The organism is Streptomyces sp. NPDC093109, assembly GCF_040701725.1.
Lineage (GTDB): Bacteria > Actinomycetota > Actinomycetes > Streptomycetales > Streptomycetaceae > Streptomyces.
Genome location: NZ_JBFBEZ010000020.1, coordinates 77,699 through 92,224, shown reverse-complemented (window position 1 = coordinate 92,224; position 14,526 = coordinate 77,699). Strand labels below are relative to the sequence as shown.

Annotated in this window: 14 protein-coding genes; 1 reads left to right on the top strand and 13 read right to left on the bottom strand. The window is 67.9% G+C overall.

The features are described 5' to 3' along the window. Positions 1 to 62: 62 nt before the first annotated feature. The 13 genes from atpD to AB0389_RS20535 all read right to left on the bottom strand — a co-directional run bounded on the left by atpD (position 63) and on the right by AB0389_RS20535 (position 11,899). Positions 63 to 1,511: a F0F1 ATP synthase subunit beta gene (gene atpD, locus AB0389_RS20595; RefSeq protein ID WP_366396868.1), complete on the bottom strand. Its 1,449-nt coding sequence runs from the start codon at positions 1,509 to 1,511 to the stop codon at positions 63 to 65. Then, positions 1,512 to 2,444, bottom strand: coding sequence for a F0F1 ATP synthase subunit gamma (locus AB0389_RS20590; RefSeq protein WP_366396867.1), 933 nt, complete (start codon positions 2,442 to 2,444; stop codon positions 1,512 to 1,514). A 20-nt stretch (positions 2,445 to 2,464) separates the two neighbouring features. Continuing rightward, positions 2,465 to 4,060, bottom strand: a complete 1,596-nt coding sequence (gene atpA / locus AB0389_RS20585) for a F0F1 ATP synthase subunit alpha (protein ID WP_366396866.1) — start codon at positions 4,058 to 4,060, stop codon at positions 2,465 to 2,467. A 179-nt stretch (positions 4,061 to 4,239) separates the two neighbouring features. Then, positions 4,240 to 5,058, bottom strand: coding sequence for a F0F1 ATP synthase subunit delta (locus AB0389_RS20580; RefSeq protein WP_366396865.1), 819 nt, complete (start codon positions 5,056 to 5,058; stop codon positions 4,240 to 4,242). Next, a complete protein-coding gene (locus tag AB0389_RS20575) occupies positions 5,058 to 5,603 on the bottom strand; it encodes a F0F1 ATP synthase subunit B (RefSeq protein WP_366396864.1) in 546 nt (181 codons plus the stop codon). The genes AB0389_RS20580 and AB0389_RS20575 overlap by 1 nt, the downstream gene beginning before the upstream one ends. Before the next feature lie 35 nt (positions 5,604 to 5,638). Continuing rightward, entirely contained in the window at positions 5,639 to 5,869 is a 231-nt protein-coding gene (atpE, locus tag AB0389_RS20570; RefSeq protein WP_114661841.1) for an ATP synthase F0 subunit C, read from the bottom strand. A gap of 84 nt (positions 5,870 to 5,953) precedes the next feature. Next, positions 5,954 to 6,787, bottom strand: coding sequence for a F0F1 ATP synthase subunit A (atpB, locus tag AB0389_RS20565; protein ID WP_366396863.1), 834 nt, complete (start codon positions 6,785 to 6,787; stop codon positions 5,954 to 5,956). A 207-nt stretch (positions 6,788 to 6,994) separates the two neighbouring features. After that, positions 6,995 to 7,432 (bottom strand): hypothetical protein, encoded by a 438-nt coding sequence (locus AB0389_RS20560; RefSeq protein ID WP_366396862.1) that lies wholly within the window; start codon positions 7,430 to 7,432, stop codon positions 6,995 to 6,997. Between the two features lie 271 nt (positions 7,433 to 7,703). Next, positions 7,704 to 9,053: an MraY family glycosyltransferase gene (locus AB0389_RS20555; protein ID WP_366396861.1), complete on the bottom strand. Its 1,350-nt coding sequence runs from the start codon at positions 9,051 to 9,053 to the stop codon at positions 7,704 to 7,706. 144 nt (positions 9,054 to 9,197) lie between these two features. Beyond that, complete coding sequence (gene glyA, locus AB0389_RS20550; RefSeq protein ID WP_366396860.1) at positions 9,198 to 10,484, bottom strand: serine hydroxymethyltransferase; 1,287 nt, start codon at positions 10,482 to 10,484, stop codon at positions 9,198 to 9,200. A 70-nt stretch (positions 10,485 to 10,554) separates the two neighbouring features. Continuing rightward, entirely contained in the window at positions 10,555 to 10,962 is a 408-nt protein-coding gene (locus tag AB0389_RS20545; protein ID WP_366396859.1) for a hypothetical protein, read from the bottom strand. Positions 10,963 to 11,060: 98 nt separating this feature from the next. After that, positions 11,061 to 11,183: a hypothetical protein gene (locus tag AB0389_RS20540; RefSeq protein WP_366396858.1), complete on the bottom strand. Its 123-nt coding sequence runs from the start codon at positions 11,181 to 11,183 to the stop codon at positions 11,061 to 11,063. 284 nt (positions 11,184 to 11,467) lie between these two features. Further along, entirely contained in the window at positions 11,468 to 11,899 is a 432-nt protein-coding gene (locus AB0389_RS20535; protein ID WP_366396924.1) for an ATP-binding protein, read from the bottom strand. A gap of 345 nt (positions 11,900 to 12,244) precedes the next feature. On the opposite strand from AB0389_RS20535, the gene AB0389_RS20530 reads away from it, so the two are divergent. Further along, on the top strand, positions 12,245 to 13,615 hold the full coding sequence (locus AB0389_RS20530) for a hypothetical protein (protein WP_366396857.1): 1,371 nt from the start codon (positions 12,245 to 12,247) through the stop codon (positions 13,613 to 13,615). Positions 13,616 to 14,526: the final 911 nt, after the last annotated feature.

Here is a 14,526-nt window from a genome sequence, read left to right as displayed (position 1 = left end):
GTGGTCGGTGGTGCGTGCGCCGGAGGGGGGCGGGAGCGGTCCCGCCCCCCTCTTGGCGGCACTCAGGAGACGCCCAGCTCCTTGGCGCTGGCCTTGAGGTCGTCAAGGCCACCGCACATGAAGAACGCCTGCTCGGGGAAGTGGTCGTAGTCCCCGTCGATGATCGCGTTGAACGCGGCGATCGACTCGTCGAGCGGTACGTCCGAACCGTCCAGGCCGGTGAACTGCTTGGCGGCGTGGGTGTTCTGCGAGAGGAAACGCTCGACGCGACGGGCACGGTGGACAACGAGCTTGTCCTCCTCGCCCAGCTCGTCGATACCGAGGATCGCGATGATGTCCTGGAGGTCCTTGTACTTCTGCAGGGTCCCCTTGACGCGGCTGGCCGCGTTGTAGTGGTCCTGCGAGATGTAGCGCGGGTCCAGGATGCGGGACGTCGAGTCCAGCGGGTCCACCGCGGGGTAGATGCCCTTCTCCGAGATCGGACGCGACAGCACGGTCGTCGCGTCGAGGTGCGCGAAGGTCGTGGCCGGGGCCGGGTCGGTCAGGTCGTCCGCGGGGACGTAGATCGCCTGCATCGAGGTGATCGAGTGACCGCGGGTCGAGGTGATGCGCTCCTGGAGCACACCCATCTCGTCCGCCAGGGTCGGCTGGTAACCCACCGCGGACGGCATACGGCCGAGCAGCGTGGAGACCTCGGAGCCGGCCTGGGTGAAGCGGAAGATGTTGTCGATGAAGAGCAGCACGTCCTGCTTCTGCACATCGCGGAAGTACTCCGCCATGGTCAGGGCGGACAGGGCGACCCGCAGACGGGTGCCCGGCGGCTCGTCCATCTGGCCGAAGACCAGCGCGGTCTTGTCCAGAACGCCCGAGTCGGTCATCTCGTCGATGAGGTCGTTGCCCTCACGGGTGCGCTCACCGACACCGGCGAACACGGAAACACCGTCGTGCAGCTTGGCCACACGCATGATCATTTCCTGGATGAGGACCGTCTTGCCGACGCCCGCACCACCGAACAGACCGATCTTGCCGCCCTTGACGTACGGGGTCAGCAGGTCGACGACCTTCAGGCCGGTCTCGAACATCTCGGTCTTCGACTCGAGCTGGTCGAAGGCCGGGGCCTTGCGGTGGATCGGCCAGCGCTCGGTGATCTGCGCCTCGGCCTCCGGCTCGTTCAGGATCTGACCGAGGGTGTTGAACACCTTGCCCTTGGTCACATCGCCGACCGGTACGGTGATGCCCGCGCCCGTGTTGGTCACCGGGGACTGGCGGACCAGACCGTCGGTGGGCTGCATCGAGATCGCGCGCACGACACCCTCGCCCAGGTGCTGGGCGACTTCGAGGGTCAGCGTCTTGCGCTTGCCGTTCTCGGCCGGGTCGGCCACCTCGACGTGCAGTGCGTTGTAGATCTCCGGCATCGCGTCGACGGGGAATTCCACGTCGACGACCGGGCCGATGACACGGGACACGCGCCCCGTGGCTGCGGCCACAGCGTTCTCGGTAGTCGTCGTCATTTACCTGTCACTCCCCGCGGTCGCGTCGGCCAGAGCGCTCGCGCCACCGACGATCTCGCTGATTTCCTGGGTGATTTCGGCCTGGCGGGCCGCGTTGGCAAGCCGGGAGAGGGTCTTGATGAGCTCCCCGGCGTTGTCGGTCGCCGACTTCATCGCGCGGCGGGTGGCGGCGTGCTTGGAAGCGGCGGCCTGGAGCAGCGCGTTGTAGATACGGCTCTCGATGTAGCGCGGCAGCAGGGCGTCGAGGACGTCCTCCGCCGATGGCTCGAAGTCGAACAGCGGACGGACCTCGCCGCCGCGCTTGAAGACCTCGGCCGACTCCTCCGCGCTGCTCGGTGCGAGCGTGAGCGGCAGCAGCCGCCGCTCGACCGGAGTCTGCGTCATCATCGAAACGAATTCCGTGAAGACGATGTGGACCTCGTCCACCCCGCCCTCCGCCGTGTCCGTGGTGATCGCCTCGATGAGCGGGGCGGCCACCACCTTCGCGTCGGCGTAGGTCGGGTTGTCCGTGAAGCCGGTCCAGGAGTCCGCGACCGGGCGGTCGCGGAAGCCGTAGTAGGCCAGGCCCTTGCGACCCACGATGTAGGTCACGACGTCCTTGCGCTCACGGCTGAGCTGACTGGTGAGGTGCTCGGCCGCCTTGATGGCGTTCGAGGAGTAGCCCCCGGCCAGACCGCGGTCGCTCGTGATGAGCAGGACCGCGGCCCGGGTCGGGTTCTCGACCTCGGTGGTCAGGGCGTGCTTGGTGGTGGAACCGACCGCCACCGAGGTCACCGCGTGGGTGAGCTCGGTCGCGTACGGCTCGGACGCCGCCACCTGGCGCTGCGCCTTGACGATGCGCGAGGCGGCGATCATCTCCATCGCCTTGGTGATCTTCTTGGTCGCGGTGACGGATTTGATGCGACGCTTGTAGACCCGGAGCTGGGCTCCCATGAGTCAGGTCCCTTCCGTCGTCACTTGGAGACGTTAACGGCCGGCGCGTCGTCTCCGAGGAGCTTGCCGTCCGAGGTCTCGAACTGCCGCTTGAAGCCGGCGACGGCGTCCGCGATCGACTGGAGCGTGTCGTCGGACATCTTGGCGCCCTCGGCGATGCTGGTCAGCAGCTCCTTGCGCTCGCGGCGCAGGTGCTCCAGCAGCTCGCTCTCGAAGCGGCGGATGTCCTCGACCGGTACGTCGTCCATCTTGCCGGTGGTGCCGGCCCAGACGGAGACGACCTGCTCCTCCACCGGGTACGGGGCGTACTGCGGCTGCTTCAGCAGCTCGACGATGCGCTTGCCGCGCTCCAGGGAGGCCTTGGAGGTGGCGTCCAGGTCGGAACCGAAGGACGCGAACGCCTCCAGCTCGCGGTACTGGGCGAGGTCCACGCGCAGTCGGCCGGAGACCTGGCGCATCGCCTTGTGCTGGGCGGAGCCGCCGACTCGGGAGACCGAGATACCGACGTTCAGCGCGGGCCGCTGGCCGGCGTTGAACAGGTCGGACTCCAGGAAGCACTGGCCGTCGGTGATGGAGATGACGTTGGTCGGGATGAACGCCGACACGTCGTTGGCCTTCGTCTCGACGATCGGCAGACCCGTCATCGAACCGGCGCCCATCTCGTCGGAGAGCTTGGCGCAGCGCTCCAGCAGACGCGAGTGCAGGTAGAAGACGTCGCCCGGGTAGGCCTCACGGCCCGGCGGACGGCGCAGCAGCAGGGACACGGCGCGGTAGGCGTCGGCCTGCTTCGAGAGGTCGTCGAAGATGATCAGGACGTGCTTGCCCTGGTACATCCAGTGCTGGCCGATGGCCGAACCGGTGTACGGCGCCAGGTACTTGAAGCCGGCCGGGTCGGACGCGGGGGCCGCGACGATCGTCGTGTACTCCAGCGCGCCGGCGTCCTCCAGCGCACCGCGTACGGACGCGATGGTGGAGCCCTTCTGGCCGATGGCGACGTAGATGCAGCGGACCTGCTTGTTCACGTCGCCCGAGCGCCAGTTGTCGCGCTGGTTGATGATCGTGTCGACGGCCAGCGCGGTCTTGCCGGTCTGCCGGTCGCCGATGATCAGCTGACGCTGACCGCGGCCGATCGGCACCATCGCGTCGACGGCCTTGTAGCCGGTCTGCATCGGCTCGTGGACCGACTTGCGGACCATGACGCCGGGGGCCTGCAGCTCAAGGGCGCGGCGGTCCTCGGTCGCGATCTCGCCGAGACCGTCGATCGGGTTGCCGAGCGGGTCGACGACGCGACCCAGGTAGCCCTCGCCGACAGCCACGGAGAGGACCTCGCCGGTACGGGTGACCGGCTGCCCCTCCTCGATACCGCTGAACTCGCCGAGGACGATCGCACCGATCTCGCGCTCCTCGAGGTTGAGGGCGAGACCAAGGGTGCCGTCCTCGAACTTCAGCAGCTCGTTCGCCATGGCCGAGGGCAGGCCCTCGATCTTGGCGATACCGTCTCCGGCCACGCTGACCGTACCGACCTCCTCGCGCGAGGCCGCGTCCGGCTTGTACGACTGGACAAAGTTCTCCAGCGCATCCCGGATCTCCTCCGGCCGGATCGTGAGCTCCGCCATCTGGGTTCCCTGCTCTCCTTGTTGGGCCCGAAGTTTCTTTGGGGGTCTGCGTTTCCGCTCTGGGGGCGACCCCCAGGAAATCTTCTGCAGTCTCTGCACGGCCCAACCGGGCCGCTGGTCTTGCTGTCTTCGTTTGTGCCGGTGATCAAGCGGTAAGCCGGTGATCGCTGTGCCGGTGATCAGCCGGCGAGCCGCCGCTCGGCCTCTTCGAGCCGGTCCGAGACCGTCCCGTTGATGACCTCGTCGCCGACCCGCACCGTCACTCCGCCGAGGACCGCGGGGTCCACGTCCAGGTTCAGATGCATCGGGTGGCCGTACAGCTTGGCCAGGGCCGCGCCGAGGCGCTGCTTCTGTCCGTCCGTGAGCGGCACCGCCGAGGTGACGACGGCGACCAGGCGTTCCCGGCGGGCCGCGGCGAGCCGGGAGAGGGTCTGGAGACCCGCTTCCAGGCTACGTCCCCGGGGCCGGGTCACCAGACGTACCACCAGTCGCTCGGTGACCGGGTTGGCCCGGCCGCCCAGCAGGCTGTGCAGCAGCGTGGTCTTGGCGGCGACGGTCGCCGACCGGTCGGTCAGCGCGGCGCGCAGCGCCTGGTCGGACTCGACGATCCGGCCGAACCGGAACAGCTCGTCCTCCACATCGTCCAGTCCACCGGCCCGCTGCGCGGCGGTCAGCTCGGCGGAGGAGGCCAGCTCCTCCACCGCGTCGACCAGGTCACGCGGACCCGACCAGCGGCTGCGGACCATGCCGGCGATCAGATCGGCGGTCACGCCGCCCACCTGCCCGCCGAGCAGCTGACCGGCCAGCTCGGCCTTGGCCTCGCCGGACCGCGCCGGGTCGGTCAGGACCCGGCGCAGCGAGACCTCGCGGTCGAGCAGCACGGTGACCGCGCTCAGCTCTTCCGAGAGCTCCGCCACGTCGACCGAGGTGGAGTCGGTGAGCGCGTCGAGGCGCTCGCGCGCTGCGGTCAGCGCCGTACGGCTCGCTCCCTGCGTCATCACCGGGCGGCCTCGGCCTTCGCGGCACCGTTCTCGAGCTCGTCGAGGAAGCGGTCGATGGTGCGGCTCTGCCGGGCGCTGTCCTCAAGGGACTCGCCGACCAGCTTGCCGGCCAGGTCGGTGGCGAGCTTGCCCACGTCCTGACGGAGCGCGCTGGACGCGGCCTTGCGGTCGGCCTCGATCTGGGCGTGGCCGGCAGCGATGATCTCTTCGCGCTGCCGCTGGCCTTCCGCCTTCATCTCCTGGATGATCGCGGTGCCCTGCTCGGTCGCCTCCTGGCGGAGACGGGCGGCCTCGTGCCGGGCCTCGGCGAGCTGGGCCTTGTACTGCTCAAGGACGCTCTGCGCCTCGATCTGAGCCGCTTCGGCCTTCTCGATACCGCCTTCGATCGCCTCGTGACGCTCTTCCAGGGCCTTGTTGATGGCCGGGAGGAGCTTCTTGGCGAAGACGAAGTAGATAATGCCGAAACAGATCAGACCGATGACGACCTCGGGCCAGACCGGGAGCAGCGGGTTCTGCGGCTCCGAGGATGCCAGGTTCATCATGGTGGACCTTTCGTCGAAAACGGCTGTCGGGACCGTCAGAGGATGAACGGAACGACGAAGCCGATCAGGGCGAGGGCCTCGACGACCGCGAAGCCGAGGAGCATGTTCTGACGGATCAGGCCGGCCGCCTCGGGCTGACGGGCGATCGCCTGGACACCGTTACCGAAGATGATGCCGACGCCGATGCCGGGGCCGATCGCGGCGAGGCCGTAACCGATGGTGCCGATGTTGCCGTCAACGGCCGCGATGGTCTCGAGAGCAGACATTGCGTGGTTCCTTCTCTTGGTGGGCCGGTGGGTGGTTGGTCCACCGGACGTATGGGGGTTCCGCTGGGTGGCGTCCCGAGGGGCTCAGTGAGCCTCTTCGAGCGCCTGGGAGAGGTAGGTGGCGGCCAGCACGGTGAACACGTACGCCTGGAGCGCCTGGATGAACATCTCGAACACGGTGATGACCAGGGCCATCACGAAGGAGACGGAGGCGTAGGCGGTACCGAGCCAGGTGCCGAGCATGTACCAGGTGGCGATCGTGAAGATCAGGATCAGCGCGTGACCGGCGAACATGTTCGCGAACAGTCGCACGGCCAGCGTGAACGGCCGCAGGAAGATGTTCGAGATGAACTCGATCGGGGTCAGGATGAGGTAGATCGGCTTGGGCAGCCCGGAGGGGACGCAGAGGTTCTTAATGCCGCCGACGAAGCCGTTGACCTTGAAGGTCACCGTCATGTACGTGACCCAGACGACCAGCGCGAGCGCCGCCGGGAAGGCGATCACCGAGCTGACGGGGAACTGGGCGAGCGGGATCAGGGCCCAGAGGTTCAGCATCCAGACGAAGAAGAACAGCGAGACCAGCAGCGGGATGAAGGGCTCGGCCTTCTTGCCGATGACCTCACGGCCGATGCCGCGCCGGACGAAGTCGTACAGCACCTCGGCGACCATCTGCGTCTTGCCGGGCACGACCTTCGGCTTGGCGAACGCCAGCCAGAAGAAACCCATGATCAGGATCGAACCGATGACGGCCAGCAGCATCGGCTTGTTGATTTCCACCGGGCCGACTTTGGCGATCGGTTCGAAGATGAACGACCACACGCTCGGTCCCTCGAAACCACACCCCTTGAAGAGGTGGCAGTCGGTCTCGAAGGCGAGCACCTGCGTCGGGTCAGCACTCACCGGGGGCTCCTTCAGCATGGCGCATAGGTACGGCAACCTCGTTGTGTCGGCGCGACGAGCAGCCGCGATTCGGCACTGGACTGGTGAAACGGATGTGGGGACGGCGGTCGGGCGTGGAGCCTCGCGTGAGAACAGGCGTCAGCTCGGATGCCCGCGTCCGCAATGCCGCAGTTGGCACCGGACGATAGCAGGATCCCGAACAAGCCCTTATCCCGGCCCTACCACTCACGTCGACGAGCCTGTCTTCTCGGCAGGGCCGGCGGTCGAGGATTCGGGTTCGACATACAGGGTCTTGGCTGTCATCTGCGCGCGGGCCTGTGCCGCGATCCATACCAAGGCCGCCGCGACCAGCGTGAACGCGAAAGCCTTGGGGTTGAACAGCGTGGTGTCCTTGATGGCGGCCATGAAGACGAAGAGCAGCAGGAGCTGCGTCGTGTAGAGCAGCAGCCCCATCGACTGGAACAGGTGTGGCATTGACTTGGCCACCCGTTCGAGCACCACGAGACCGATCCCCATGAACACGATCACCACCACGGCGCCGACCACGGCTCCCAGGGCTCCCTTGCCGCCCACGGCCACAGCACTCACCACCGCGGCGACAGCACCGACGGTGGCGGTGGGCACGACGGTGTGAAGGAGGGTCCGGGCGTCATTGGACGGCATGGCGGCAGCTCCGCTGAACTGGGTCGGGGACGGTGTCGTCATGGACGAGCGTAGGCCCGGTCCGGGAGAAGGTTTCCCGTACCAACGAACCGTCGCGCTGCGGCCCTTCGGCTCTGTTGCCGGGTCTCGTGAACAGTATCACAAACTATTTGATGAGTTCTTTACCATGACGTGTGCCACCCGTCACACGTGAGAGTTAACGCGCGCGTGTGTGCGGGCGGCGGGGCGCCTTGTCTGTTATTGGGTGCCGAAGAGAAGAATAGCCGCTCGGTCAGTGCCGCGAACCAGCCTTGGGACGATCTTGGGAACGCGAATGGGCGCTCAGAGCGGTCGCCCCGTTGACGCCGGCCGGTACGGGCTCGGGCTCCGGCGCCCCGGCGGCGTCCGCCCCGCCCTCCGGGACCTCGTCCCGCGCGGTGTCCGTCCCGGCCGTACGTTCCCCCTGCCGCCAACTCTTGCGGCGGTAGCGCGGCGGTACGAAGGCCTGCGCCCAGAGCGGCGCCCGCGGCGTGAAGCGCGGCAGCAGCAGCAACACCAGGCCCACCGCGCTCAGTCCGACGACCAGCAGCAGGATCCACATCGACGCTGAGTGCACCGAGTAGGCGACCACGCCGAACGCGATCAGCGCCGACCAGAAGTACATGATCAGTACTGACCGGCTGTGCGAGTGCCCGATGTCCAGCAGCCGGTGGTGCAGATGCCCCCGGTCGGCGGCGAACGGCGACTTCCCGTTCCAGGTACGGCGCACGACCGCGAGCACCAGGTCCGCGAACGGGATCGCGATGATCGTCAGCGGCAGCAGCAACGGGATGAAGACCGGCAGCGCCGCGTGCGTGGCCTGACGGGTGGTGACCTCGAAGATCTTCAGGGCGTCCGGGTCGACCTGTCCGGTGACCGAGATCGCGCCCGCCGCCAGGACGAGCCCGATCAGCATCGATCCCGAGTCGCCCATGAAGATCCGCGCCGGGTGCATGTTGTGCGGCAGGAAACCGACGCACATGCCGATCAGAATGGCGGAGAAGAGCGTGGCGGGGGCGGCGGCCTCGATCCCGTAGCCGTACCAGATCCGGTACGCGTACAGGAAGAACGCGGCGGAGGCGATGCAGACCATGCCGGCCGCCAGGCCGTCCAGACCGTCCACGAAGTTCACCGCGTTGATCGTGATCACGACCAGCGCCACCGTGAGCAGGGTGCCCTGCCAGGACGTCAGCGAGACCATGCCGACGCCCGGCACCGGGATCCACAGGATCGTCAGACCCTGCATCACCATCACGCCCGCGGCGATCATCTGCGCGCCGAGCTTGATCAGCGCGTCCAGTTCGAACTTGTCGTCCAGGACGCCGATCAGCCAGATCACCGCCGCCCCGGAGAGCAGCGCCCGGGGTTCGTTCGACCGCTCGAAGACCCCGTTGAGGTTCTGGAGGTTGTCCGCCACGAGCAGTCCGGCGCACAGGCCGAAGAACATGGCGATGCCGCCGAGCCTCGGCGTCGGTTCGCGGTGTACGTCGCGGGCGCGGATCTCCGGCATCGCTCCGGTCGCGATGGCGAACTTCCGCACCGGGCCGGTCAGCAGATAGGTCACCGCGGCCGTCACGCAGAGCGTCAGCAGGTAATCACGCACGGGCTGCCCCAGAGGAATCGCTGGCCATCTCAGCCCCACACACTAGCCCGCGCGGAGACGTCTGACGGAAACGGAGTCGGCATATGAGCAAGGACACCGGGGTAGACCGGATGGTTGCGCTCCACCCCGCTCACCGGCCTTTCCTCAGGAAAGCGTCGCATACGGCGGAAACCGCCCCACCAGTTCCCGTACCTCTTCCCGTACGCCTTCCCGTACGTCGGCGCGGGCCGTACGCGCCCCGTCAGCGCCGTCCCGTACCACCGAGGCCACCAGATGCCCGATCCACTCCATCTCCGCCTCACGCATGCCCTGCGTGGTCACGGCGGCGGTGCCCAGCCGGATGCCGCGCTCCTCGCCGTACGGCAGCACGCAGGTGTCCAGCACCACGCCCGCGGCGGCCAGCCGGCCGCGGGCGGTCGCGCCGTCCGCGCCCAGCGCCGCCGTATCGGCCGTGATCAGATGCGTGTCCGTACCCTCCGTGGTGACATGGACACCCTCCGAGGCCAACGCCCGCGCCAGCGCACGGGCGTTGGAGACGACCTGGTGGGCGTAGACCGCGAAGCCGGGCGCCGCCGCCTCACCGAAGGCGACGCCCTTCGCGGCGATGGTGTGCATCTGGGCGCCGCCCTGCGTGAACGGGAACACCGCCCGGTCGATCCGCTCCGCGTACCGCTCACCGCACAGGATCATCCCGCCGCGCGGCCCCCGCAGCACCTTGTGCGTCGTCGCGCACACGACATCGGCGTACGGCACCGGCGTGGGCGCCGCTCCCCCGGCGACCAGCCCGATCGGATGGGCCGCGTCGGCGATCAGATAGGCACCCGCGTCGTCGGCGATGTCCCGGAACGCCGCGTAGTCGATATGGCGCGGATACGAGATCGACCCGCAGACGATCGCCTTGGGCCGGTACGTCGCCGCCAGCTCCTCGACCCGCGCGTAGTCGATCAGCCCGGTCTCCGGATCGACCCCGTACCCGACGAAGTCGAACCACCGCCCGGAGAAGTTGACGGGCGCGCCGTGCGTGAGATGCCCGCCGTACCTCAGCCCCATCGCCAGCACCGTGTCCCCGGGCCGCAGCAGCGCCGCGTACGCCGCGAGGACGGCGGACGACCCGGAGTGCGGCTGCACGTTCGCGTGCTCGGCGCCGAACAGCCCCTCGGCCCGCCCGATCGCGATCCGCTCGGCGGTGTCGACCAGCTCGCAGCCGCCGTGGTGACGGGCGCCGGGATAGCCCTCGGCGTACTTGTTGGCGAGCGGGGAGCCCAGCGCGGCGAGAACGGCGGGCGAGGTGAAGTTCTCCGCGGCGATGAGCTGAAGACTGTCCGCCTGCCGGCGCAGCTCCGCGAGGATCACCTCGGCCATCTCCGGATCCTGCCGGCGCAGGGCGCCGAGCTGGGGCGGATACGCGGTGGCTGCGGCGGCTACGGACATGGCGGGCTCCTCGGAGGCGACGTCCCTCCTCCAATGTAGGCGGGGCGGCCCGGTCCGGCGCGTGGGCCGGTCAGCGCGAGGGACAGCCGTGGTGGGGGCGTAAGGGGTGGGGCGCGCAGGCGATGAGATTGAGCGAGAGAAAACGCCCCCCGGTGAGCCACCAGCCCCCGACGATGTCGTGACGGTCTTCGAGCCGACGGATGAGCTGGGCCGGGTCGGCGGCCCGGGCGTAGCTGCCGGTGAGCGCGGAGGCGTGCTGAGTGAACTCTTCGACGTACCAGTCGGCGGCGTCCCGGGGCCGGGCAAAGGTGCCCCGTACGTGAGCGGGCGCCTTGAGAAGCCAGTCGGCGCTTTCGAGGGGCATGACGGGGGCGGAGGGGAATTCGGGGTGCCCGGGCCGGCGGTGGGCGTCGCCAGGTTTGACGAGAATGTCGCCGTGGCCGAGCCAGAGGTATGCGTGGTGGTGCGGCGTTGCCACGTGTCTCCTTGCGCGTGTTGGGGGTGGGCGGCCCCGCCCGCAATGGAGCGAGGCCGCTTGGTACTGCGGTACTGCTGGACGGGCGATGAGTGGAGTGGCTACTTCCGCCCGCAGCCCTGGCCGTCTCCGCAGCCGCCGGAGGGGTTGGAGCCCTGACCGTCGTCGTCCCCGTCGCCGTCGCTGTCTCCGCCGTACTTGACCGGGTCGATGCGGTATCGCATGGTGACCTCCTGTGCCGTGCCCGGCCTCCGGTCCGTCCGGGGCCGGGTTGGTGCGGTGGGGCCCTTGGTGGCCCCGGCCCGTTCCGGCCGGCGAATCCTTCGCCGGGAGTCCGGCCGGAGCGGGAGTTCATGGCTGGGCTCAGACGCCGAGCTGATCGCTGACGAGCGTCACGACGAGGACGACAAGCGCGGCAGCCGCGACGGCCCTGATCAGCAGCGGTACGGGGCGGGCCGGCAGAACCAATCGGCCCGGCAGATCCGGTCGGCCCGGCAGGCCCGGCCGGTCAACGGGCCAGCTCCGCCCAGATCCTCTTGCCGAACGGCCGCTCCTCGACGCCCCACCGCTCGGCCAGCGCCGCCACGATGAACAGCCCCCGCCCGCGGGCCCGTTGACGCGAGACAGCCCGGACCCGGGGCCGCCGCCGCACCGGATCGTGAACCTCCACCCGTACGAACGCGGGCAGGACGGCGAGGACCACGAGCACACTGTCCCCGGGCTCGCTCCCGTACCGAATGGCGTTGGTGACCAGCTCGGAAACGACCAACTCGATGTCACCCGCCCGCTCGCCACTCGCCGCCGGCAGCCGACTCCCGACAAACTCCCGCACCCACCCCCGCGCCGCGCCCACCGACTGCGGCTCACTCACCAACACGAGCTGCGGCGGCGGCCCCGCCGGTGGATGGGAATGGGCAACTTCGTACTGCTTCGGGAGCATGGTCACCACGCGCGTCCCCTCATAGGCATGTACCGGCCAGCACACGAAGGCCCCTGAACAGGGAGCTGGTCAGCGCTGATTCGGCTCGATCGCACCGCCCCAAGAACACCAGCGGCTACGTTCCGCGCCGGATTGGTCACTTGAAGTGGTGATGGGTTCGATCGTGGCGAGCCCGGAAGCGCAAATCCACCGACAGAGTCATGTCATTCCGGAGCGACGGAAGGCATGCTCGTCAAAGCTTCGCCATAGTTCCGACAGAGTTGCCAGAAACCCATTCAACGAGGCTCAGTTGGAACACTGCGGTCGTACGGTCGTGGTGACACGCTGAACAACAGAGGGGATCCGATGACTACGCTCCTCCGGGTGTTAATCGATGAAATGCGCTGGAAGGACTATCGGACTTTCATCGATCAATACCAACGGGCAGCCCGGAGTCTGGCGGAGAAGGTTCGCGATCCCTCCCTCGCCACACACACGGTTTCGGACAGGACCTTCGAACGTTGGTACGCAGGACAGGTGACACCCCAGAACGAGGCACGCCGGATCCTGGCTCACCTCTTCACACAGCCGATCAACGAGCTCCTCGCCGAAGCCCCCTCGAAGGCGCCCATCGCCCTGGAAGCCAGGATGACTGGCGAGTTCAGCGCATCGCACACCATGCTCCGTGCCGCTCCTGGCGCGGACCAGTACAAGATGGGACGGAATGCAGCTATGGCCGCACGGCGCGCAATGGAATTCGCCATGGGAGCGGAACGAAATGAGGTGGGACCGGAGACGATGGCCCACCTTCAGGAGGAAACCCGGCGGCTCGCCGGCATCTACACGCGCGTTCCCCTGGGAACCATCCTGGACGACTTGACTTATCTCCAGGACAGCGCCTTCCGGCTGCTGGAGAGCGGCCGAGCCAGACCTTCACAGACCAGAGATCTCTACTTCCTGACCTCGCTCTTGTCGGGAATGCTCGCCAAAGCCAGCCACGATCTCGCCGACCCCACATCAGCCATGATGCAGGCCCGGACCGCGTCCGTGTGCGCCGACAAGGCGGAGCACGTCGGCATGAGCGCTTGGGTACGCGGCCTCCAGTCCCTTATTTCGTACTGGGCCGAACGACCCGAAGACGCTCTCCACTTCGCCCGCCAGGGCTCATCTGCCGCAAGCGGTGTGACCGGCAGCGTCACTGTCTGGCTAGCAGGGCTGGAAGCCCGCGCAGCGGCAGTCCTCGGAGATACCAGCAGCGTCACCGCGGCCAATCTCCGTGGACGCGAAGCCAGAGACCGGACCGTAGAGGACGACCTCGACGAGATGGGCGGCAACTTCATCTTCCCCACATGCCGACAGGACTATTACGAAGTTGAGGCAACAGTCCTTCTCGGTCACTCCAGCACGGACCCGGGCCTCGTATCCCGTGCCGAGCAGGCGGTTCAGGGACTGAGCAACCCGAACGATCCGTACTGGGCCTTCGGCGACGAGGCCGGTGCACAGTCGAATCTTGCCCTAGCCAGGCTCTACTCGGGCGACTTGGAAGGAGCTACGACAGCAGTTCAACCTGTTCTGGACCTTCCCCCAGCGCAGCGCAATGCGGGCATCATCGGTTCCGTGGACCGTGTACGGGTATCACTTACTCGCGGACCGGTCCGAGACTCCATGGCCGCACGGAACCTGCGCGAGGAGATCTCAATGTTCGGCCGGCAGTCCCCACTTGCTTTGCGCCGCTGAACGACGCTCTCCGACGGCCCGTCGCCGCATTGCCCTTCACGCCAACGCGACACCGCCGCTCCCGACGTGTCGGGTGCGGGTCAGTATCAAGAGGTAGACAGGGGTGGGCCGGTGGCGGAGGTCGTGGACGTGGGGCCGCCCCTCCAGCTGTGAGTGTCGCGCCTCCAGGACAGGAGTAAAGGGCGCTCCTATGTCGCGTCGGCTGCGCCGATTACGCTGCGCTACACCCTTGACACCTGCCCTTCCGGCGCAAGTGCAGATGCGGGAGGGGCGGCCGGGGGAGGGGTTGCCCGAGGGGCAGGCTGTTCTGCCGCTCGGTTCAGGGTCCGGCGGGCCGGTAGGCCCTGCGGGGCCACGCGGCAGAGGAGAGGGGCGGCCCGACACCGGCTCAGCGACCAACGGTCCGCTGCTGGCTGAGACACATGCCCCGCTGGTCACCGTGGAGTGGTAACAGAGGCCGCTGGGACTCATGTGGCGACAAGTGAGCTCCCGAAGGCGGACTTTGTGTCGAGGAGTGCGTCTAACGCACCTCAGGACACATGTACCGCCCGGAGAAACCCCCAACCATCCGCCAAACCATCCCATATGAGACATGTCGGTGTAGGTGGGGTGCTTGATCCCGACGACTGCGACGCTGCGACCGTCTGACAGGCCCAAAGTGGCGCTAACGTCACACTCCCTGCTTCCGGGCACCGTCTAGAGACCCCCGGACCGGCCCAAGGACCCGGCCGGTCAGCAACTCCCGCCTGCCTTCCGGGCACCACAACGCAACGGAGACCAGCGGGGCATGAGTCTCAGCAAACGGGCGGCCGTCAGCCGCTGAGCCGGTGTCGGACTGCCCCATTGCACTGCCGCGCAGCCCCGCAGGGCCCACCCGCCCGAGGCCCCTGAGCCGAGTGGCAGAACAGCAG

Coding starts and splice junctions, on each gene's coding strand:
- AB0389_RS20590 (WP_366396867.1), bottom strand. CDS start 2,444: ATGGGAGCCCAGCTCCGGGTCTACAAGCGTCGCATCAAATCCGTCACC.
- AB0389_RS20530 (WP_366396857.1), top strand. CDS start 12,245: ATGACTACGCTCCTCCGGGTGTTAATCGATGAAATGCGCTGGAAGGAC.
- atpB (WP_366396863.1), bottom strand. CDS start 6,787: ATGCTGAAGGAGCCCCCGGTGAGTGCTGACCCGACGCAGGTGCTCGCC.
- AB0389_RS20580 (WP_366396865.1), bottom strand. CDS start 5,058: ATGACGCAGGGAGCGAGCCGTACGGCGCTGACCGCAGCGCGCGAGCGC.
- AB0389_RS20540 (WP_366396858.1), bottom strand. CDS start 11,183: ATGCGATACCGCATCGACCCGGTCAAGTACGGCGGAGACAGCGACGGC.
- AB0389_RS20560 (WP_366396862.1), bottom strand. CDS start 7,432: ATGCCGTCCAATGACGCCCGGACCCTCCTTCACACCGTCGTGCCCACC.
- atpD (WP_366396868.1), bottom strand. CDS start 1,511: ATGACGACGACTACCGAGAACGCTGTGGCCGCAGCCACGGGGCGCGTG.
- atpE (WP_114661841.1), bottom strand. CDS start 5,869: ATGTCTGCTCTCGAGACCATCGCGGCCGTTGACGGCAACATCGGCACC.
- glyA (WP_366396860.1), bottom strand. CDS start 10,484: ATGTCCGTAGCCGCCGCAGCCACCGCGTATCCGCCCCAGCTCGGCGCC.
- AB0389_RS20575 (WP_366396864.1), bottom strand. CDS start 5,603: ATGATGAACCTGGCATCCTCGGAGCCGCAGAACCCGCTGCTCCCGGTC.
- AB0389_RS20535 (WP_366396924.1), bottom strand. CDS start 11,899: ATGCTCCCGAAGCAGTACGAAGTTGCCCATTCCCATCCACCGGCGGGG.
- atpA (WP_366396866.1), bottom strand. CDS start 4,060: ATGGCGGAGCTCACGATCCGGCCGGAGGAGATCCGGGATGCGCTGGAG.